The sequence below is a fragment of the Rhodococcus sp. 5G237 genome (assembly GCF_053764735.1).
Window position 1 is genome coordinate 19631 of the sequence record NZ_JBSNCD010000010.1, and the last position, 18659, is coordinate 38289.

19 protein-coding genes and 1 riboswitch are annotated in these 18659 nt (G+C 68.1%); of the genes, 10 read left to right on the plus strand and 9 right to left on the minus strand.

Translation table 11 applies throughout. From position 1 onward, the window contains the following. Positions 1–23 precede the first annotated feature (23 nt). Positions 24–452 (plus strand): hypothetical protein, encoded by a 429-nt coding sequence (locus ACWPOC_RS21615; protein ID WP_120280183.1) that lies wholly within the window; start codon positions 24–26, stop codon positions 450–452. Positions 453–459: 7 nt separating this feature from the next. Here ACWPOC_RS21615 and ACWPOC_RS21620 read toward each other — a convergent pair whose 3' ends face one another. After that, positions 460–840: a VOC family protein gene (locus tag ACWPOC_RS21620; RefSeq protein WP_060650850.1), complete on the minus strand. Its 381-nt coding sequence runs from the start codon at positions 838–840 to the stop codon at positions 460–462. 92 nt (positions 841–932) lie between these two features. Here ACWPOC_RS21620 and ACWPOC_RS21625 point away from each other — a divergent pair, with 92 nt between their 5' ends. The 3 genes from ACWPOC_RS21625 (at position 933) to ACWPOC_RS21635 (ending at position 3563) form a co-directional block, all read left to right on the plus strand. After that, positions 933–1310 carry a nuclear transport factor 2 family protein gene (locus ACWPOC_RS21625; RefSeq protein ID WP_059384530.1) on the plus strand — a complete coding sequence of 126 codons (378 nt, stop codon included), beginning with the start codon at positions 933–935 and terminating at the stop codon, positions 1308–1310. A 91-nt stretch (positions 1311–1401) separates the two neighbouring features. Next, positions 1402–2499: a CaiB/BaiF CoA transferase family protein gene (locus ACWPOC_RS21630; RefSeq protein ID WP_088899374.1), complete on the plus strand. Its 1098-nt coding sequence runs from the start codon at positions 1402–1404 to the stop codon at positions 2497–2499. A gap of 116 nt (positions 2500–2615) precedes the next feature. Next, positions 2616–3563, plus strand: coding sequence for an alpha/beta fold hydrolase (locus ACWPOC_RS21635; RefSeq protein ID WP_229579515.1), 948 nt, complete (start codon positions 2616–2618; stop codon positions 3561–3563). A 9-nt stretch (positions 3564–3572) separates the two neighbouring features. Here ACWPOC_RS21635 and yczR read toward each other — a convergent pair whose 3' ends face one another. From yczR to ACWPOC_RS21650, 3 genes are all read right to left on the minus strand, one after another. Beyond that, positions 3573–5054 carry a MocR-like transcription factor YczR gene (yczR, locus tag ACWPOC_RS21640; RefSeq protein WP_120280185.1) on the minus strand — a complete coding sequence of 494 codons (1482 nt, stop codon included), beginning with the start codon at positions 5052–5054 and terminating at the stop codon, positions 3573–3575. 33 nt (positions 5055–5087) lie between these two features. Beyond that, entirely contained in the window at positions 5088–6626 is a 1539-nt protein-coding gene (locus ACWPOC_RS21645; RefSeq protein WP_455409304.1) for an alkaline phosphatase D family protein, read from the minus strand. Positions 6627–6754: 128 nt separating this feature from the next. After that, positions 6755–8044: an adenylosuccinate synthase gene (locus ACWPOC_RS21650; protein WP_006552940.1), complete on the minus strand. Its 1290-nt coding sequence runs from the start codon at positions 8042–8044 to the stop codon at positions 6755–6757. Between the two features lie 253 nt (positions 8045–8297). On the opposite strand from ACWPOC_RS21650, the gene ACWPOC_RS21655 reads away from it, so the two are divergent. Continuing rightward, positions 8298–8951 carry a hypothetical protein gene (locus ACWPOC_RS21655; protein WP_174247114.1) on the plus strand — a complete coding sequence of 218 codons (654 nt, stop codon included), beginning with the start codon at positions 8298–8300 and terminating at the stop codon, positions 8949–8951. 9 nt (positions 8952–8960) lie between these two features. Here ACWPOC_RS21655 and ACWPOC_RS21660 read toward each other — a convergent pair whose 3' ends face one another. Further along, positions 8961–9539, minus strand: coding sequence for a TerD family protein (locus tag ACWPOC_RS21660; RefSeq protein WP_006552942.1), 579 nt, complete (start codon positions 9537–9539; stop codon positions 8961–8963). 189 nt (positions 9540–9728) lie between these two features. On the opposite strand from ACWPOC_RS21660, the gene ACWPOC_RS21665 reads away from it, so the two are divergent. From ACWPOC_RS21665 to ACWPOC_RS21685, 5 genes are read left to right on the plus strand one after another with little or no spacing between them, the layout of a single operon-like run. Next, the gene (locus ACWPOC_RS21665; RefSeq protein ID WP_455409358.1) at positions 9729–10799 is read left to right on the plus strand and encodes a glycosyltransferase family 1 protein; all 1071 of its coding nucleotides are present in this window, start codon (positions 9729–9731) and stop codon (positions 10797–10799) included. Then, entirely contained in the window at positions 10796–11875 is a 1080-nt protein-coding gene (locus ACWPOC_RS21670; protein ID WP_455409305.1) for a glycosyltransferase, read from the plus strand. The genes ACWPOC_RS21665 and ACWPOC_RS21670 overlap by 4 nt, the downstream gene beginning before the upstream one ends. After that, positions 11872–12864, plus strand: a complete 993-nt coding sequence (locus tag ACWPOC_RS21675; protein WP_455409306.1) for a glycosyltransferase — start codon at positions 11872–11874, stop codon at positions 12862–12864. The genes ACWPOC_RS21670 and ACWPOC_RS21675 overlap by 4 nt, the downstream gene beginning before the upstream one ends. Next, entirely contained in the window at positions 12861–13688 is an 828-nt protein-coding gene (locus ACWPOC_RS21680) for a glycosyltransferase family 2 protein (RefSeq protein ID WP_455409307.1), read from the plus strand. The genes ACWPOC_RS21675 and ACWPOC_RS21680 overlap by 4 nt, the downstream gene beginning before the upstream one ends. Positions 13689–13697: 9 nt before the next feature. Next, positions 13698–14315 (plus strand): (2Fe-2S)-binding protein, encoded by a 618-nt coding sequence (locus tag ACWPOC_RS21685; protein WP_455409308.1) that lies wholly within the window; start codon positions 13698–13700, stop codon positions 14313–14315. Between the two features lie 72 nt (positions 14316–14387). On the opposite strand, the gene ACWPOC_RS21690 is transcribed toward ACWPOC_RS21685, so the two are convergent. The 4 genes from ACWPOC_RS21690 to ACWPOC_RS21705 all read right to left on the minus strand — a co-directional run bounded on the left by ACWPOC_RS21690 (position 14388) and on the right by ACWPOC_RS21705 (position 18608). Continuing rightward, on the minus strand, positions 14388–15161 hold the full coding sequence (locus tag ACWPOC_RS21690) for an ABC transporter ATP-binding protein (RefSeq protein ID WP_455409309.1): 774 nt from the start codon (positions 15159–15161) through the stop codon (positions 14388–14390). Next, positions 15158–16210: a FecCD family ABC transporter permease gene (locus tag ACWPOC_RS21695; protein ID WP_085469045.1), complete on the minus strand. Its 1053-nt coding sequence runs from the start codon at positions 16208–16210 to the stop codon at positions 15158–15160. The genes ACWPOC_RS21690 and ACWPOC_RS21695 overlap by 4 nt, the downstream gene beginning before the upstream one ends. Continuing rightward, positions 16210–17217 carry an ABC transporter substrate-binding protein gene (locus ACWPOC_RS21700; protein WP_183070759.1) on the minus strand — a complete coding sequence of 336 codons (1008 nt, stop codon included), beginning with the start codon at positions 17215–17217 and terminating at the stop codon, positions 16210–16212. The genes ACWPOC_RS21695 and ACWPOC_RS21700 overlap by 1 nt, the downstream gene beginning before the upstream one ends. 78 nt (positions 17218–17295) lie before the next feature. Beyond that, positions 17296–17492, minus strand: a riboswitch (cobalamin riboswitch). 213 nt (positions 17493–17705) lie between these two features. Next, the gene (locus ACWPOC_RS21705) at positions 17706–18608 is read right to left on the minus strand and encodes an SDR family oxidoreductase (protein ID WP_455409310.1); all 903 of its coding nucleotides are present in this window, start codon (positions 18606–18608) and stop codon (positions 17706–17708) included. Between the last annotated feature and the right edge of the window lie 51 nt (positions 18609–18659).

Consider the following 18659-nt stretch of genomic DNA (forward strand, 5'->3'; position numbering starts at 1 on the left):
GGTGATGCGTCCATACTGGCGCGATGGTCCTGGGAGTCGACACCGAACTGACATTGACGGCCGCGGGTGCGGTCTTCCTCCTCGCGCTCGGTCTCGGCGTGTGGAAGTACCGGCAGATGGCGACGTCCGACGACCACCTCGCGCACCCGTACGTCGACATCGCCCACCGGTCGGCGCTGATGTACTCCTTCGCGACGCTGCTGGTCGCGGTGTTCGTCGAGCTCAGCGCGTGGCCCACCGCGGTGAACCTCGCCGCGGCCGCGGTGATCGTGGTGTTCTTCGTCGGCGCGATCGCGAGCTATGTCGTGCACGGCGCGCTGCGCGACACCACGAATCAGTTCGCGCATCCTGTGCGTGGGACGGGCCTGGCGATGGCCGCACTGATCGTCGGTGAGATGGGTGGCTTCGCGGTGTTGTTCGCAGGCTTCCTGTGGGGTGCCTTCGGGAGCTGAGGCCGCGTCAGGTGCGGTGTTCGAGCAACGACAGAACGTTGCCGTGCGGGTCGCGGAACCATGCGACCCGCATGCCGTCGGGCGCGGTCCACGCATCGTGGTCGTCCTGGTCCATGCCGTTGTAGCGCACGAACTCCACCCCGTGCTCGCGCAGTCGTTCGACGATGCCGTCCAGATCGGATACCCGCCAGCCCAGCACGGTGTAGCCGGTCTCCTCGCGTGACTGCACGAGGGTCACCCGGATCGGCGCGCCGTCGCCTCCGTCGAGGACGAGTGCGAAGGGGTCGCGGGAGAGCTTCCGGAAGCGCAGGGTGTCGACGTAGAACATCTCCGAGACGTCGAGGTCGGTGCTCGGGATGAAGCTCACGAGTTGGCCGGTGATCGTCATACGTCCACTGTGCGCCGGAGCGCCCGAGCGCGACAGCGGATTCGGCGGATTCACGCCCCCACCTCCGCGTTCCGGCGACTAGGCTCTCGATCATGAGCACCTCGGAGATCGCCACGGTCCTGGCCTGGCACGACGCCGTGAACAGCAACGACATCGATACCCTCGTGCAGTTGTCGAGCGACGACATCGTGCTGCCCACCCCCGACGACGATCCCGACCAAGGACTCGACGAGCTGCGCGAGTGGGCGACGACGGCGGGCGTCACGCTGCAGCCGGGCCGCATGTTCGTCCACCGGGGCGTCGTGGTGGTCGAGGAGACGGCGACCTGGGCGTCCGATCCGGGTCCTCGTGAGGAGGCGATCGCCTTCCGGGTGGTCGACGACCAGGTGGTCACCGTCGTCCGGCACACCGATCTCGCGGAGGCCTTCGAGGCGACCGGGCTGAGCGAGGCGGACCTGTACGAGGAGTGATCCGCTCCGCGTGACCGGAACCATATTCTGAACGCTCGCTAAGGTACTCTCCGTTTCGACAGTCCCTACGTATCGGAGTGAGGTTCGTCGAGTGTCCGCTGAAGCTGTTGAGAAGAAGGGTCCGCTCGCGGGTGTCCGCGTCGTCGAGTTCAAGGGTCTCGGTCCCGGTCCGCACGCCGCGACGCTGCTCGCCGATCTCGGCGCCGATGTCGTCATCGTGCAGCGCCCCGGCGAGATCCCGCAGGAGGGACAGCGCGATCCGATTCAGCGCAACCGTCGCATCGTCGAGGCCAACCTCAAGGATCCCGCCGACATCGAGAAGGTCCTGACCCTGCTCGAGCGCGCCGACGTCCTCATCGAGGGCTTCCGTCCCGGCGTCACCGAACGGCTCGGCCTCGGACCGGATGTGGTCCTCGAGCGCAACCCGCGCATCGTCTACGGTCGCATGACCGGCTGGGGCCAGGAGGGCCCGCTCGCCAACGCGGCCGGCCACGACATCAACTACATCTCGCTGACCGGCGTCCTGCACGCCATCGGCCGCCAGGGTGAGCGCCCGGTGCCGCCGCTGAACATGGTCGGCGACTTCGGTGGCGGGTCGATGTTCCTCGTGTTCGGCATCCTGTCCGCCCTCGTCGAGCGTCAGACCTCCGGCAAGGGCCAGGTCGTGGACGCGGCGATGGTCGACGGCGCCCTCGCTCTCTCGCACATGATGTGGGCGTTCCGCGGTCGCGGCGCGTGGTCGGACGAGCGCGGCGTCAACATGCTCGATACCGGCGCCCCGTTCTACGAGGTCTACGAGACCAAGGACGGCAAGTACATGGCCGTCGGGTCCATCGAGCCGCAGTTCTACGCGCTGCTGCTGCAGGGCCTCGAGCTCGATCCGGCCGACCTGCCGCACCAGCTCGACACCTCCCGCTGGGCTGAGATGAAGAAGATCTTCACCGACAAGTTCCTGTCGAAGACCCGCGACGAGTGGACCGAGATCTTCCTCGGAACCGATGCCTGCGTCTCCCCGGTCCTCACCTGGGCCGAGGCGGAGAAGAACGAGCATCTCGTCGCACGCGGGTCGCTGATCGAGATCGACGGCGTCGTGCAGCACGCACCGGCGCCGCGCTTCTCCCGCACCCCTGCCGGCGAGCCGGTCGGTCCGGCGGCCGAGGCCACCGACATCGACACCCTCTGGGTCTGATCCCCCCGGTTCCGGGCCCGGGATCGTAACGGTGTTCCACCGATACGGTTCCGGGCCCGTCCCATCTGCGGGAAAGCCACCGATCGCGCCGGGATCGGTGTGCTATCAACACCGTCATGAGTGACGGGGTGGGAGCCGCGATCCATCGATCGGCGGCCACGGCACGAGCACGAGCGCGTACCGCGGTCCCGGGGCGTGTCCCGGAGGTGCTCGACGTCCGCAGCAAGGACGGCACCCGCATCCACACCGAGGCCTACGGGCCCGCCGACGCTCCGACGATCGTCCTGACGCACGGCATTCTGTGCGAACTCGGATTCTGGCGCAACCAGATTCGTGACCTGAGCGGCGACTACCGGGTGGTCGCCTTCGATCACCGCGGTCACGGACGCAGCCAGGCCGCCCCTGCCCGGGCGTACACGATGGACCATCTCGCCGACGATCTCCACGCCGTGCTGGGCGCGGCCGCACCCGACGGCCGGCCCGTCGTGGTCGCCGGGCACTCCATGGGCGGCATCGCCGTGATGGCCTGGGCCGAGCGGTATCCGCGCGACGTCGACGCACGGGTGTCGGCCGCGGGCCTGGTCAACACCACACCGGGCGAAATCTTCGACAACGTGCAGTTCCTGCGCGGACCGCAGAGCCTGACGAAGGTGCGGCGCCGCGTCGCGCAGACCGTCGTCCCGCTGGCACGGATGCCGCTCCCCCAGCGGATGCCGCTGCGCAGGCACCTGCTCTCCCGCGTCGCCGTCGGGACGGGTGCGGCCGCGACGATCACCGCGGACGTCGACCGCATGCTCGGCCACACCTCGGCACGCGGTCGCGGCGGCTACGGCCGGCTGCTGGTGAACATGATCGACACCGTCGACCCCTCCGCGATCACCGCGCCCACCCTGGTGATCGCGGGCAGCCACGACCGAATCTCACCGCCGGGCCGATCGGAGTGGATCGCCGAGCGCCTGCCGAACCTGCTCGAACTGCGCACCTTCGACAGCGGGCATTGCGGCCCCCTCGAACGTCCCCGCGAGGTGTCGGCGGCGCTGCGCGAGCTCATCGAGATGTCCTGACGGACAGAATCAGACGACGAGCCGCGCCTCGTCGGGTGTGCGCCCGGAGGCCACCTGGTCGTAGGCGGCGGCCATGGCCTCGACGGCATCGTCGAGGACCTCGACGTCCTGCGTGTACGGCAGGCGCACGAAGTGCTCGAACGCGCCCTGCACACCGAAGCGCGGGCCGGCGGAGAGCAGCACACCGTGGGACGGCGCGGCCGCAGCCAGCGAGGTCGACACCGGTTCGGGCATCCGCGCCCACAGCGACATCCCGCCCTGACCCGGCGTGTACTCCCAGTCGGGCAACCGCCGATCCAGGGCGTCGCACAGCGCACGACGCCGTTCCCTCAACGCGGCGCGGCGACGTTCGAGCAGTTCGTCGACGTCGGAGAGCAGATGCGCGGCCGCGAGCTGTTCCATGACGGGCGTGCCCAGATCGACCGCGGTCCGCGCTCCGGCCAGCCGGACGATCGTGTCGCGGTCGGCGCGGATCCATCCCACCCGCAGGCCACCCCACAGCGATTTCGCCGTCGAGCCGACCGTCACCACCGACGCGCCGGCAGGCATGGCTGCGACGGGAGGCGGCGGCGGGGCGTCGAGCCACAGATCGACCATCGACTCGTCGACGACGAGCGTGGTCCGCGTGTCGCGCATGATGCGGGCCAGTTCGGCGCGGCCGTCCTCGTCGAGGCACAGGCCCGTGGGATTGTGGAAGTCGGGGACGAGGAAGGCGGTGCGCGCCGCGGTCTGCCGGACGGCACTGGCCACACCGTCGAGATCCCAGCCGCCGTGCGGGCCGTTCTCCGGGCGCACCGGAACCGGCACCGGGCGGGCGCCGTAGCGGCGGATCGCTTCGAGCGCATTGGGATAGGTGGGGTGGTCGACGACCACCCGGTCGCCGGGGTCGTCGAGCACACCGAGCAGCAGGCGCATCGCGTGCTGCGCCCCGGAGGTGACCATGATCTGGTCGGGCGAGGTGGGCAGTCCACGCTCGCGGTAGCGACGGGCAATGACCTCGCGCAGCACCGACACCCCGATCGGTTCCATGCCGTGCGAGTCGAGATAGGTCGACATCGACCGCAGCGCCGCCGCATACGCCGCCTCGATCTCCGCTGCCGGCGCGGGCAGCGAGGCATTGCTCAGATCGATCGCCGGACCGATCGGCATCCGGGACCCGGTGTTCTCGGAGCCCCGGCGAGCAGGCACGGCGACCGTGCTGCGGGCGCCCTGGCGGCTGCGCAGATAGCCCTCTTCCCGCAGCGCCGCGTAGGCGGAGGCGACGGTGGTGCGGCTCACCGACAGCGCGGCGGCGAGTTCCCGCTCGCTGGGCAGGGCGACCCCGAGTGGAACGCGACCGTCGTGCACGAGCAGGCGGATGCTGTCCGCGAGCGCCCGGTAGGCAGGGCGGGGATCGGGGCGAGCGGAGCGACGGGAATGCGACTGCCCGGAATCCTGCCAGTTGCCGAGGTCGCGGACGAGCGAACCGGCTCCGATCGCTCGAGTGATCACCGATCCAGTATGCCCCGCGCCGCGCGGGCGGGATCAGGACGGTGGATCGAGCACCTGACGGAACAGGACCGTCCCGCGCGAGTCGAGCAACTCGACCCGCATCTGCCTCGTCGCGCCGTCGATGAACAACTCCCCGAAGTGCTGATATCCGTCCATCGGCGAGGTGTTCGCCGCCGGGGGCGCGTGCACGAAGACGGCCTCGGGCCCGAACGTCCCGTCCAGTTCGTTGGGTCCGAAAGCACCGGCGTTGAGTGGTCCCGAGACGAACTCCCAGAACTCGTCGAAGTCGGTGAACGAAGCGCGGTCCGGCGAATAGTGATGTGCGGCCGTGTAGTGCACATCGGCGGTCAACCACACGGTGCCGGTGATCCTGCGCGCCTTGACCGCCGACAGGACCTGCGCGATCTCCGATTCCCTACCCGACGGAGCGCCGTTGTCCCCGTTCGCGATTCCTTCGAAGGCCGTGTCACCGTCGGGTACGACCAGACCGATCGGGAGGTCGGCGGCGATGATCTTCCAGGTGGCAGTCGAGCGGGTGAGTTCGTCGATGAGCCACTGCGTCTGCGCGCTGCCGAGCACCTGCCCCGCCGCGCCGACGTTGGTGCCGTTGGCGTCCTTGTAGGTCCGCATGTCGAGTACGAAGACGTCGAGCAGCGGTCCGTACCGCACGACCCGGTGGATGCGTCCGTCGACGGCCTCCGCCGGATCGAGCGGGAGCCACTCGTGGAAGGCACGGAAAGCCCGTTCCGCCAGGACGTCCACGCTCTTCTCGGTGTACTGCTCGAGATCCAGGATCTCACCCGCGTACCAGTTGTTGACGGTCTCGTGGTCGTCCCACTGCACGATCTGCGCGACGGAGGAGTTGAACCGCCGGTAGTTCTCGTCCATGAGGTTGTAGGCGTACTGGCCGCGGTACTCGTCGAGGGTCTGCGCCACGGCGCTCTTGGCCTCGGTGACGACGTTGCGCCAGATCCGACCGTCCGGCAGCTCGACGGTCTCCTTCAGCGGATTGTCGGCGTACACGACGTCACCGGAATGCACGAACAGGTGCGGGTCGCGACGGGCCATCGTGTCGAAGATCGTCATCCCACCGATGTCGGGGTTGATGCCGAAACCCTGACCGGCGGTGTCGCCGGACCACTGCAGCCTGATGTCGCCGGGAGCGGTCGGGGCGGTGCGGAACAGACCCGTCACCGGCTCGGACGTGGCGCCGTCCTCGCCTTCGAGGACGACACGGTAGTGCACCTGCTCACCGGCCGGCAGTCCCGTCAGCCGCAGCCGGCCGGTTCCGTCGGTCTCGGGTGTGAGCAGTCCACCCACGTGCCGGACGGGATCGGTGAAGGATTCGGTGGCCGCCGTCTCCACGACGAGCCGCGCCGGCCGATCCGAGCGCGCCCACACGAGCGCCCCGTCGGCCCGCACGTCGCCGGTGGCCACACCGTGGGTGAGGATCGGCCGCTCACGAACCAGGCTCGGCGTTGCAACGGAACGTCCCGACGAGCACGCCGCCACCGGAGCCGCGAGGGCTCCGAGCGCGACAGTGCGTAGCAGGGTTCGACGGGACACGTACATGGTTCTCCCCGGGGTCCGACGGACTGTGCGGGACGAGCGTGCACAGTCCGTGCGAACCGTCGGTGAACATGCAGTGAGGGATCGGTGCCCGTCCGACGACGAATCGGAGCGGACCGGAGGCTACCCCGTCAGCGGATGACGTCGCGCCGGACGATCGTCTCGTCGCGGCCCGGTCCGACACCGATGCAGGAGATGTAGGCGCCGGAAAGCTCCTCGAGACGCAGCACGTAGTTCTGCGCGTTCTTCGGCAGCTCCTCGAAGGTGCGGGCGTGGGTGATGTCCTCCCACCAGCCCGGCATCTCCTCGTAGATCGGCTTGGCGTGGTGCACGTCGGTCTGCGTCATCGGCATCTCGTCGATCCGCACACCGTCGACCTCGTAGCCGACGCAGATCGGCACGGTGTCGAGGCCCGACAGCACATCGAGCTTGGTGAGGAAGTAGTCGGTGATGCCGTTGACGCGGGTGGCGTAGCGGGCGATGACGGCGTCGAACCAGCCCGTGCGGCGGGCGCGGCCGGTGGTGACACCGACCTCTCCACCCTGCTTGGCGAGGTAGGCGCCGTGGTCGTCGAACAGCTCGGTCGGGAACGGGCCGGAACCGACGCGGGTGGTGTAGGCCTTGAGGATGCCCAGCACCGTCGAGATCTTCGCGGGGCCGATACCCGAACCGACAGCGGCGCCGCCGGCGGTGGGGTTGGACGACGTCACGTACGGATAGGTGCCGTGGTCGACGTCGAGCAGCGTGCCCTGCGAACCCTCGAGGAGGATCGTGTCGCCGCGCTCGAGCGCCTTGTTCAGTTCGAGGCGCGTATCGGTGATGCGGTGCTTGAAACCCTCGGCCTGGGTGAGGACCTCGTCGACCACCTGCTGTGGGTCGAGCGCCTTGCGGTTGTAGATCTTGACGAGCACCTGGTTCTTGAATTCCAGTGCGGCCTCGACCTTCTGGGTGAGGATCTTCTCGTCGAGCACGTCGGCGACCCGCACGCCCACACGGGCGATCTTGTCCTGGTAGCAGGGGCCGATACCGCGTCCGGTGGTGCCGATCTTCTTCTTGCCGAGGAAGCGTTCGGTGACCTTGTCGATGGCCACGTGGTACGGCATGATCAGGTGCGCATCGGCCGAGAGCAGCAGACGGGACGTGTCGACGTCGCGCTTCTCGAGGCCTTCGAGCTCGGTGAGCAGCACACCCGGATCCACCACGACACCGTTGCCGATGACGTTGTTGACGCCGGGCGTCAGGATGCCCGACGGGATCAGGTGCAGGGCGAACTTGTCGCCGTTGGGCAGCACGACCGTGTGACCGGCGTTGTTGCCACCCTGGTAGCGCACGACCCACTGCAGACGTCCGCCGAGTAGATCGGTAGCTTTGCCCTTGCCCTCGTCGCCCCACTGGGCTCCGATCAGGACGATTGCCGGCATGTCGCGCTCTCCTCAGGCAGGTGTCTACGTGCGGGCGGTCTCGCCTGCAGGGTCCTGCCCAACCGGGCAGCAGCCGGGACCACAGTGTAGTCCACCCTCCGACGAGCGCGAATGACGGGACTGCCCAAGCGCCCGGAGCTGCGGCGCGCGGTGGCGGGTCGCCGCCGCCCTCCCCCACCGGCTTCCCATTACAGTGGACGCAGCCGAGAGCCCGACGAACCCGACCCCTCGAGGAGACCCGTTGACCCCGGTAGTGCTCAGATGCGGTGACGTGCCATTGCCGTTGGCGCTGACCCCCGTGACCGCACTGTCTGCGCCTGCCCTCCCCGAGAAGGACGACTTCGAGGACGTCTTCGCGCATCTCGAGTCGGTGGAGGACCCTCGTCTGGTCCTCGTAGGCAACGACGCGGCCTTCGCCGCGACCGTCACCCGGCTGATGCGCACCGAACGTCTCGACCTGGAGGTCGCGTACGTCCCGGAGACACGAACGCCGGCCACGGAGGCGTACGGGCTGCGGACGGGGTCGAAGGCCGCCACCGTCGCCCTCCAGGGGGTCGCGAAGCCGTTGCCGCTCATCCGCGACGACGCCGGTATCGCCCTCGTCGGCCGTGCGCTGCTGTGCGGCGAGAACGGCGATGCGCTCGTCGGGGAGGCCTACGTCGACGACACCCGCCTGTTCTCCGGCACGGTGCCCGGCATCCGTGTCGAACCCACGCCGGCGATGCCCGGTCTGCGGGCCGCGATCGACCGGCCGCGCTGGTTCGGCGGCTACAAGTGGCTGACGGGCCGGGCCATGCAGTTGGGTTCCCCCGCCGCGGTCGTCACCCGCGACGGGGTCGCGAACCCCCGGGCTCTCAAGCGGTCGACCTTCTACCGGCACGACAAGAAGTGGAAGCTCGTCCGTTGAGATCCATTTTCAGCCGACGTTGACCCCGTAGTCCCGCGCGATGCCCGCCAGGCCCGAGGCGTAGCCCTGGCCGATGGCGCGGAACTTCCACTCGCCACCGTGGCGGTACAGCTCACCGAAGACCATCGCGGTCTCGGTGGACGCATCCTCGGTGAGGTCGTACCGGGCGAGTTCCCGGCCGTCGGCGCGGTCGACGACGCGGATGAACGCGTTGCGCACCTGACCGAACGACTGGCCCCGCGCGTCGGCGTCGTGGATCGACACCGGGAAGACGATCGACTTGACCTCCGCGGGAACGGCGACGAGGTCGACGTTCACGCTCTCGTCGTCGCCCTCGCCCTCACCGGTGAGGTTGTCGCCGGTGTGCTCGACGGAGCCGTCCGGCGAACGCAGGTTGTTGTAGAAGACGAAATGCTGATCGGACAGGACCTTGCCGTTCTCGCTCGTCAGCAGTGCGCTGGCGTCGAGATCGAAGTCCGCGCCGGTCGTCGCACGCACGTCCCAGCCGAGACCCACCGTCACCGCCGTCAGGTTCGGAGCCTCCTTCGACAGCGAAACGTTGCCGCCCTTGGCCAAGCTCACACCCATACCGAATCCTTTCGCTCGATGATCGTTGCCTACCGCCACCCTAGTGAAGACCGGACGAGTCGGGCAGGGACGTGTGAAGACCATCCCGTAGGGGTAGCCGCAGGGCACCGGACGATGGCCGGGGACGGCGTTCCCGGCCTTTCGGTGTGTACGGCGAATGTCGCACGAGGGAGAAGAGGGTCGGCTGTGGTGATTCGAATCGCGTCGGTACCTGCGTCGCACGTCTACGTCCGGCACCTCGCCTGCCCGGAGGGCGACGACGTGATCCGGTTGACGGATCCGGTTCCCGCCGACGGCCGCAAGGTTCCCGGTGGCTGGTGGCCGCCGTTGATGCTCGAGCCGGGCTGGGTGAGCGACCACCACGAGGAATTCGACGTCTTCCACATCCATTTCGGATTCGACGCGATCGGCGCGGAGCAGCTGCAGGACGTCGTCGCCGAACTCGCCGCGCACGACAAGCCTCTCGTGTACACGGTGCACGACCTGCGGAACCCGCACCATCCCACCCCCGGTGAGCACCACAAGCAACTCGACGTGCTGATTCCGGCCGCGGACGAACTGATCACCCTCACGCCGGGCGCAGCCGAGCGGATCCGAGTGCGCTGGGGCCGGGAGGCGACGGTCCTGCCGCATCCGCACGTCGTCGAACAGCACTGGCTCGAGCGGCCGCGGCGCGACGAGAGTCCGTTCGTCGTGGGAGTCCACGCGAAGAGCCTGCGCGCGAACATGGATCTGTTCCCGGTGCTCGACACCCTGGCCGAGACCGTACGGTCCCTTCCGGATGCGGTGTTGCAGATCGACGTGCACGACGAGATCTTCGATCCCGACAATGCGTACTGGTACAACCCGGAAGCCGGTTCCCGCATCCTGCAGTACGGCGAGCAATCCCAGGTGGACGTGCGCGTGCATCCGTACTTCTCCGACGACGAACTGTGGCAGTACCTCTCGGATCTGTCGGTGTCGGTGCTGCCCTATCGTTTCGGAACCCATTCGGGTTGGCTGGAGGCGTGTTTCGACCTCGGCACCGCCGTGATCGCGCCGAGTTGCGGCTTCTACGGTGAGCAACGCCGGTGCGGTGTGTACACCTACGACGAGGACACCTTCGACGCCGACTCCCTCGATCGGTGTGTGCGAGAACTGTACGAGAGCAGGGATCTTCCGCGAGCCGACTGGTCGCAACGTATGGACGAGCGTCGCGCGCTGGCCCGCGCCCATCGTGACATCTACCTGCGTGCGATGAGCGGCCGGAGCGGATCATGACGCCGTTGCGCATCGCGCTCATCGCGTCGAACCGGTATCCGATCCGCCAGCCCTTCGCCGGCGGACTCGAAGCACACGTGTGGCATCTCGCCCACGCGCTCGGCAAGGACGGCCACGAGGTGACGCTCTTCGCCGCACCGGGATCCGATCCGGACCTTCCGGCCTCGTTCTTCGAGGTGCCGTCCTTCGAGGCCAGCGAACTCGCACGCAGCGATGTGTCGATGCCCCCGGCGAACGGCTTCCTCGGCGACCACCACGCCTACCTGTCGCTGATGCTCGATCTCGCCGGACCGTCCGCCGATGCCTTCGACGTCGTGCACAACCACAGCCTGCACTACCTGCCGATCGCGATGGCCCGCATGTTGCGCACTCCGTTGCTCTGCACGCTGCACACGCCGCCGACACCGTGGCTCGAGTCGGCGATGGCGACGCCGGGTGGGTGCCCGGGCACGTTCGTCGCGGTCAGCCGGCACACCGCGACGGCCTGGGAACACGCCACGCCCGGTCCGGTGGCGGTCGTGCCCAACGGTGTCGATCTCGGAGCGTGGCCGGTCGGTTCGGGTGGCGAGGACCTGATCTGGTTCGGCCGCCTCGTACCGGAGAAGGGCGCGCATCTCGCGATCGAGGTCGCGCGCCGAGCCGGTTACCGGCTGCGGATCGCGGGCCCGATCAGCAACCGCAGGTACTTCGCGGAACACGTCGAACCGTTCCTCGGTCCCGACGTGATCTATCTCGGTCATCTCTCCCAGCCGGATCTCGCTGCCGCGGTGGGACGTTCGGCAGCAGCACTCATCACCCCGCAATGGGACGAACCGTACGGGCTCGTCGTCGCCGAGTCCCTCGCGTGCGGGACACCCGTGGTGGCCTTCGCGCGCGGCGGCATCCCGGAGGTCGTCGACGAGAGCAGCGGATGCCTGGTCGCGCCGGACGACATCGACGGCCTGGCCGCGGCGATACCCCGCGCGGTCGGCCTGTCCCGTTCCTCCGCCCGGGCCCGCGCGGAGGAACGCTGTTCGGAACGCACGATGGTCGATGCGTACGTCTCGCTGTATCGGGAACTCGCGGGAGCGGCATGATCGGCTACTACATCCATCACCACGGGCACGGACACCGCACCCGTGCGAGCAGCATCTGCGCGCATCTGCGGACGCCGGTGACAGCATTGTCGTCGGTGCCGCTGGGCACCGCCGCCGACGCCTTCGACGACGTGGTGCTTCTCCCCCGCGACGACCTCGCCATCGACACCGCGCAGAACCCGACGGCTCACGATGTCCTCCACTGGGTTCCCACCCACGACGACGGTCTCCGCGAGCGCATGCACGCACTGGGATCGTGGATCGCCGCGACGCGCCCGAGCCTACTGGTGGTGGACGTGTCGGTGGAGGTGACGCTCCTCGCCCGGTTGTACGGCATCCCTGTGGTGGTGCTCGCGATGCCGGGTGACCGCACCGACACCGCGCACACGTTGGCCTACAGCGTCGCCGACCATCTCGTCGCACCGTGGTCGCAGGAGGTCTACGACCCGCGCTGGCTGCGCCGGTATCCAACCTCGTACGTAGGCGGCATCAGCCGTTTCGACGGTCGCCCGTCCCCCACCCCTGTGGCCGGCGAGAAGCCGAGGGTCCTCGTCATGAGCGGCAGCGGCGGGTCGTCGATCACCGTCGACGACCTGCACCGGTTCTCGTCGCGCTTTCCCCAATACGAATGGGAGGGTCTCGGTGTCGCGGGCGGCCCGTGGATCGACGATCCGTGGCCCGTCCTCACCGGCGCCGACGTCGTGATCGGGCACGCGGGCCAGAACACCGTCGCCGACATCGCGGCCGCCGCGCGACCGGCAGTCGTCATCGCCGAGCCCCGACCGTTCGATGAACAGCACTCCACCGCAACGGCTCTGGACAAGGCCGGACTCGCGGTGGGTCTCGACGGGTGGCCCGACCCGGACCGCTGGCCCGAACTGATCGAGCGAGCACGCAGCCTCGACCCCGTCGAATGGAAACGCTGGCAGGTGGACGGTGCCGCGGGGCGCGCGGCGGCGATTGTGGACGAACTTGCGGAGAGGTCATGACGGTCTCGGTCGTCACCGTCGCCGCGGGTCGCGGCACGCATCTGCGACGGCAACTCGACGGCCTCGCCCGCAGCACCCGGACACCCGACGAGCACATCGTCGTCGCGATGGGCGATCCGGAGGTCGCGGAGGTGGTCGCCGCTGCGGGATCGTCTGCGCGGGTGGTGGAGATGGACGTCGACTCCGCGAAACTGCCGGTCGGGGAGGCGCGGAATCTGGGTGCGCGGAGGGCGTCGTCGGATCTGCTCGTCTTCCTCGACGTCGACTGCATCCCCGCTCCCGACCTCATCGAACGGTATGCCGAGGCGGCCGGTCGGCACCCGGCTGCGCTGCTCAACGGTCCGGTCACCTATCTGTCCGAACCGGACACCGGCGGCTACGATCTCGACTGGTTGGTCGACTCGATCGATCCGCATCCGGCACGTCCCTTCCCCTCCTCGGGTGAGATCGTGCTGGACGACAGGCACGAGTTGTTCTGGTCGCTGTCGTTCGCGGCCCGGTCGCTCGTGTGGGACCGCGTCGGCGGGTTCTGCACCGCCTACAGCGGATACGGCGGCGAGGACACCGATTTCGGGCAGAAGGCCGCGCGCGCCGGAGTGCCGATGGCCTGGGTCGGCGGCGCCCACGCCTTCCACCAGTACCACCCGGTGTCGAACCCGCCGGTCGAGCATCTCGACGACATCCTCACCAACGCCGCGCTGTTCCACCAACGTTGGGGCTGGTGGCCGATGCGGGGGTGGCTCGACGAGTTCGAGCGTCTCGGTCTCGTCCACTACGATGCGGGCGAGCGGCGATGGAGGAAGATGACCTCGCCTCGACCCTGAGGGGAATTCGTGTCCGAGGTCGTCGGGATGCTCGAACGCATCGGTGCGTGGAGCCCGTACTTCCGGGTGGGTACCGGTCCCGTCGACGACACGTGGCATCCGACCTCCGATCTGCGCGATCCCGCCGTCCGCGACGCACTGGTCGCCACGACTGCCGCGCGGATGGGTACCGACGAGATGCGGGTCGCGGCGTCGACGTTCTTCTTCGGCTACGTCGCCCGCCTGTGGTCGGTGGCCATCGGTTCCGTCGTGGACTCCGGCCGGTGCGTCCGACTCGATCCCGAGCAGTTGCTGTGGCGCGACGACGCAGGCCTGCAGTTGCACATCGTCGAACCCGAGTTCGGTGGCGAGGTGGCGGTCGAAGTGCTCGACGCGCAGGTCGAGCCGCTCGTCGACGGGTGGAGCGAGGTGGCCGCGTCCGGGCTGTTGTGGGGGAACACGGCGTCGGCCCTGGTCGGCACGGCGCAGATGATCGGCTCGGACGCCCGGCCCCACATCGACGCCTTACTGAAGGATCGGCGTCTCGCCGACGCCCTCGACGCGACGACCGGTCGACGCCGTAGCTGCTGCCTCTACTACCGCACGCCCGGCGGCGGGCTGTGCGGCGACTGTGTCTTCAAATCGTGAACTCCGGAGCGCGAAGTGGTCACAGGAGCGCGTAATTACGCGCTCCTACGACCATTTCGCGCGGCAATCCTGCTACGTGTAGGACGAGGCGCGAATCCGGTGGTAACGGATGACGGGTGTCCCCCCTTCGTAGGAGACCGCGGCACGCACACCGTAGACCTGTTGGATCATCTGTTCCGTCAGCGCCTCGGCCGGAGCTCCGTGAGCAACGACCCGCCCTTTCTCGAGAACGATCACTCGATCACAGAACATCGCCGCGAGATTGAGATCGTGCAGCGCGACGTAGGTCGTCACCGGCAACGCTACGACCCGTTCGAGGATGTCGAGCTGGTGTTGGATGTCGAGGTGGTTGGTCGGTTCGTCGAGCAACAGTTCTTCGGGTTCCTGCGCCAGAGCTCGGGCGATCTGTGCGCGCTGACGTTCACCACCCGACATCGCTCGCCACAACCGGTCGGCGTGTTCGGTCATTCCGGTCACCTCGAGCGCATGTGCGATGGCGGCGTCCCCGCCGTCGTCACGGCCGAGAACGTCGGCGTGCGGAATTCTTCCCAGCCGCACGACATCCCGTACCCGGATGTCGACCTCGGTGTGGGCGTGCTGCCCGACCATCGCGACGCGGCAAGCCAGTGTTCGACGGCCGAGGCTGTGGATATCGGTGCCATCGAGCGTCACCGCACCCGAGTCCGGACGATCGACTCCGGCCAGCAGGCGGAGCAACGACGACTTGCCCGACCCGTTCGGTCCGAGAAGTCCGATCGTCTCCCCGGGCACGGGAGCGATCGTCACGTCGTCGACGACGAGATGTCCGCCGCGGCTCCACCGCAGCGACTTTGCGGACAGTGTCACGGAGTACTCCTCGTACGGAAGAGGATCAGTGCGAAGGCCGGCACGCCGATCAGTGCGGTCACCACACCGACGGGAACCTCTTGCGGTGCGAAGACGGTGCGGGCGACCGCATCGACCCACACCATGAAGACCGCCCCGACGACGGCGGTGACCGGAACGAGACGACTGTGCCGCGGGCCCACCAGGAAACGGGCCGCATGGGGCAGCACCAGCCCGACGAACCCGATCGCCCCTGCTGCACTGACCAGGACGGCGGTGATCAACGCCGTCACCATGAGGAACAGCAGACGGGTACGTCCGACCGCGATCCCGAGGGTCGCGGCGGTCGACGAACCGAATGTGAAGGCGTCCAGCGACGACGCCTTCACCAGGCACACCACGATTCCGGCGGCGCAGACCGCTCCGCAGAGCGCGACGTCGGTCCAGGTTGCTCCGCTCAGGGAACCGAGTAGCCAGAACAGCACTCCCCGAGTGCGTTCCGCGTCGGCGGAGGAGATGACGATGAACGATGTCAGCGCCGAGAACAGTTGTGTTCCTGCCACTCCGGCCAGCACCACACGGGAGGTCCCGCCCCCTGCCCCGGTCGCCAGCAGCAGCACGAGTGCGAAGGAGACGAGTGCCCCGAGAAACGCTCCGCCCGACAACGACACGGCACCCCCGCCGATGCCCAGCACTGCGATCATCACCGCGCCGGTCGAGGCACCCGAGGAGATGCCGAGCACGAAGGGATCCGCCAGCGGATTACGTAACAACGACTGCATGATCACGCCACACACCGCAAGTCCGGCACCACACACCGCCGCGAGCAAGGTGCGCGGGAGACGCAGTTCCCACACGATCCCTTCCCGAATCGCGGTGACGGAACTGTCGGCCAAGCCGAGACGGTCGAAGATCACCGCGTACACGTCGACGACGGACAACTCCGCCGGGCCGATCGTGACGGTCACGGCGATCGACAGTGCGAGAACGATCAGCCCCGCGACCACCACGACACCGGCCACCGGAGCCCGGCGCCCCTTCGAGGGTCGCCGGGCAGTGGACGTCACCATCAGCTGTCGAGATTCCACTCGCGCAGGGCGTCGGCGACCTTCTTGATGCCGTCGACCGTGCGGATGGACGGATTCAGGTCGGCGCCGTTGACCACGATGTACCGCCGGTTCTGCACCGCGCTCAGGCGCTGGGTGACCGGATTCGATTCCAGGAACTCGATCTTGCTGTCCAGAGCGTCCCCGGTGACGCTCCGGCGACTCAGGTCGGCCAGCACGAGTGCGGTCGGGTTGCGGTCGAGAATCGATTCCCAGCTCACCTGGGGCCACTCGTTGGTGGTGTCGTCGAAGACGTTCTTCGCTCCAACCGAATCGGTGATGATTCCCGACGACCCGCAGCAACCCGCCACATAGGGCGTCTCGATGTCGGCGAACCAGTAGGCGAGCGACACGCCGGCCGCGTTCACCTGCCCCGACACGTTCTCGTATCGCTGTTCGAGTTCGGCGACGAACTCCTCACCGCGCTCACGCACGTCGAAGATCGCGGCGAGGTCTCGGATCTCCTTGTACACCGCGCCCATGGTCAGCGGTTCGGTGCGGTTGCCGTCGGCGTTGACGCTGTTGTCGTCCTTGCCGTCGCAATCGGTGGGCGAGAGGTAGGCAGGCACTCCGAGTTGTTCGAACTGTGAAGGTTCGGCGACCCCACCGGCGCCGAGTGTGCCGCCGAAGGACGCCGAGACGAAATCCGGTTCCGTGTCGAGCACGACCTCGAAGGACGGCTTGTTGTCAGCCAGACGCGGAACCTTCGCGTTCTCGTCGGCGAGGTTCTCCCGAACGGGATCGGTCCAGGTCGCGGTGCCGACCATGCGGTCGGCGAGACCGAGCGACAGCAGGATCTCGGTGGATCCCTGATTCAGGGACACCGCCCGCTGTGGTGGCGCGTCGACGGTGAGCGTCCTGCCGCAGTTCTCGATGGTGAGCGGGTACGCCGACGCGGCTGTGTCCGGCTCGGGCGGAGTCGATTGTTCGTCGTTCGACGAGCATCCCGACACGGTCAGCGCCGCCGCCATCAATGCGACGCCGACGCGCACCACCGAATACCGCCTCGTACGGGCGGTGAATATCGAATTGTTCATGTCCATCCTCGTGGGTCCTGCTTCGGCGACGCAGGTGTCCTGGCTCCCGGATCGACGCTCGCCCCCGGCCTTCCAACCCGTATGGGCCGTGACCATGCTGTTGGGGGATCACTCCTCGGTGACAGTTGCGGGACAGCCACGGATTCGCACCGTTGTTCCCTACGTCGCTACGAACAGTACAAGACCCGACGTCGGTCCCGGAACCGCGCAACCGGGCGTCCGCCACCCATCGACACCGGATGAGGCACCATATCCGAATGGCATCCGGCCGAAGAACCCTCGTCGTCGCATGCGCGCCGAAGGCTACCGTTTCGTGACGGTGTCGGAGCTGCTCGACATGCAGTCCTCGTGAACTCCGGAGCGCGAAATGGTCATCGGTACGCGTTGTTACGCGCTCCGATGACCATTTCGCGCTCTGATCCTCAGGTGAACGGGACCCCGCCGGTGACGGCGATGGTCTCCCCGGTGATGTAGCTCGACTCCTGGGAGGCGAGGAAGACGTAGGCCGGGGCGAGTTCGGCGGGTTGGCCGGGGCGACCGAGCGGGGTGTCCTTGCCGAACTGCTCGTACGCGTCCTTCGGCATGGTCGCGGGAATGAGGGGTGTCCAGATCGGGCCGGGTGCAAGCGCATTGACGCGGATGCCCTTGCCCGCCACGTCGGAGGCGAGGCCCTTGGTGAAGTCGACGATGCCGGCCTTCGTGGTTGCGTAGTCGAGCAGACCCGGCGACGGACTCACCGCCTGGATCGAGGTGGTGTTGACGATCGTCGAACCCGGCCCCATCGCGGCGACCGCGAACTTCGACAACCAGAACAGGGCGTAGAGGTTCGTCTTCATCACGCGGTCGAACTGTTCGGTGGAGATGTCGCCGATGCCGCCGGGCTCGAGATGCTGATAGGCGGCGTTGTTGACGAGGATGTCGATGCCGCCGAGTTCGGACACCGTCGTGTCGATCAATCGTCGGCAGAACTCCTCCTCCCGGATGTCGCCGGGCATGCGCACCGCGCGGCGTCCCGCCTGTTCGACGAGTTCGGCGGTCCGCTTGCCGTCCTCGTCCTCCTCGTCGAGATAGGCCAGGACGACGTCGGCGCCCTCCCGCGCGAAGGCCACTGCGACCGCCCGTCCGATACCGGAATCACCACCGGTGATCAGGGCGCGACGCCCTTCGAGTCGTCCGCTCCCCCGGTACGTCGCCTCACCGTGGTCCGGGGCGGAGAGCAGATCGGCGGTCGCGCCGGGATAGGCGATCTCCGGTTGCTCCTCGAGCGGTGGAACCGGGTGCTGTTCGCCCGGGTGCTGCATGCGGTACTGGTCCTGGTCCGGCATTCTCGCTCTCCCTCGATCGGGTTCGTATGGGGCAGTACCCGGTGCGCCGCG

Excerpts from the sequence above, each read along its gene's own strand:
- ACWPOC_RS21705 (WP_455409310.1), bottom strand. The coding sequence starts at position 18,608 with ATGCCGGACCAGGACCAGTACCGCATGCAGCACCCGGGCGAACAGCAC.
- ACWPOC_RS21645 (WP_455409304.1), bottom strand. The coding sequence starts at position 6,626 with ATGTACGTGTCCCGTCGAACCCTGCTACGCACTGTCGCGCTCGGAGCC.
- ACWPOC_RS21675 (WP_455409306.1), top strand. The coding sequence starts at position 11,872 with ATGATCGGCTACTACATCCATCACCACGGGCACGGACACCGCACCCGT.
- ACWPOC_RS21670 (WP_455409305.1), top strand. The coding sequence starts at position 10,796 with ATGACGCCGTTGCGCATCGCGCTCATCGCGTCGAACCGGTATCCGATC.
- ACWPOC_RS21625 (WP_059384530.1), top strand. The coding sequence starts at position 933 with ATGAGCACCTCGGAGATCGCCACGGTCCTGGCCTGGCACGACGCCGTG.
- ACWPOC_RS21680 (WP_455409307.1), top strand. The coding sequence starts at position 12,861 with ATGACGGTCTCGGTCGTCACCGTCGCCGCGGGTCGCGGCACGCATCTG.
- ACWPOC_RS21620 (WP_060650850.1), bottom strand. The coding sequence starts at position 840 with ATGACGATCACCGGCCAACTCGTGAGCTTCATCCCGAGCACCGACCTC.
- ACWPOC_RS21635 (WP_229579515.1), top strand. The coding sequence starts at position 2,616 with ATGAGTGACGGGGTGGGAGCCGCGATCCATCGATCGGCGGCCACGGCA.
- ACWPOC_RS21700 (WP_183070759.1), bottom strand. The coding sequence starts at position 17,217 with ATGGCGGCGGCGCTGACCGTGTCGGGATGCTCGTCGAACGACGAACAA.
- ACWPOC_RS21650 (WP_006552940.1), bottom strand. The coding sequence starts at position 8,044 with ATGCCGGCAATCGTCCTGATCGGAGCCCAGTGGGGCGACGAGGGCAAG.
- ACWPOC_RS21660 (WP_006552942.1), bottom strand. The coding sequence starts at position 9,539 with ATGGGTGTGAGCTTGGCCAAGGGCGGCAACGTTTCGCTGTCGAAGGAG.
- ACWPOC_RS21695 (WP_085469045.1), bottom strand. The coding sequence starts at position 16,210 with ATGGTGACGTCCACTGCCCGGCGACCCTCGAAGGGGCGCCGGGCTCCG.
- ACWPOC_RS21615 (WP_120280183.1), top strand. The coding sequence starts at position 24 with ATGGTCCTGGGAGTCGACACCGAACTGACATTGACGGCCGCGGGTGCG.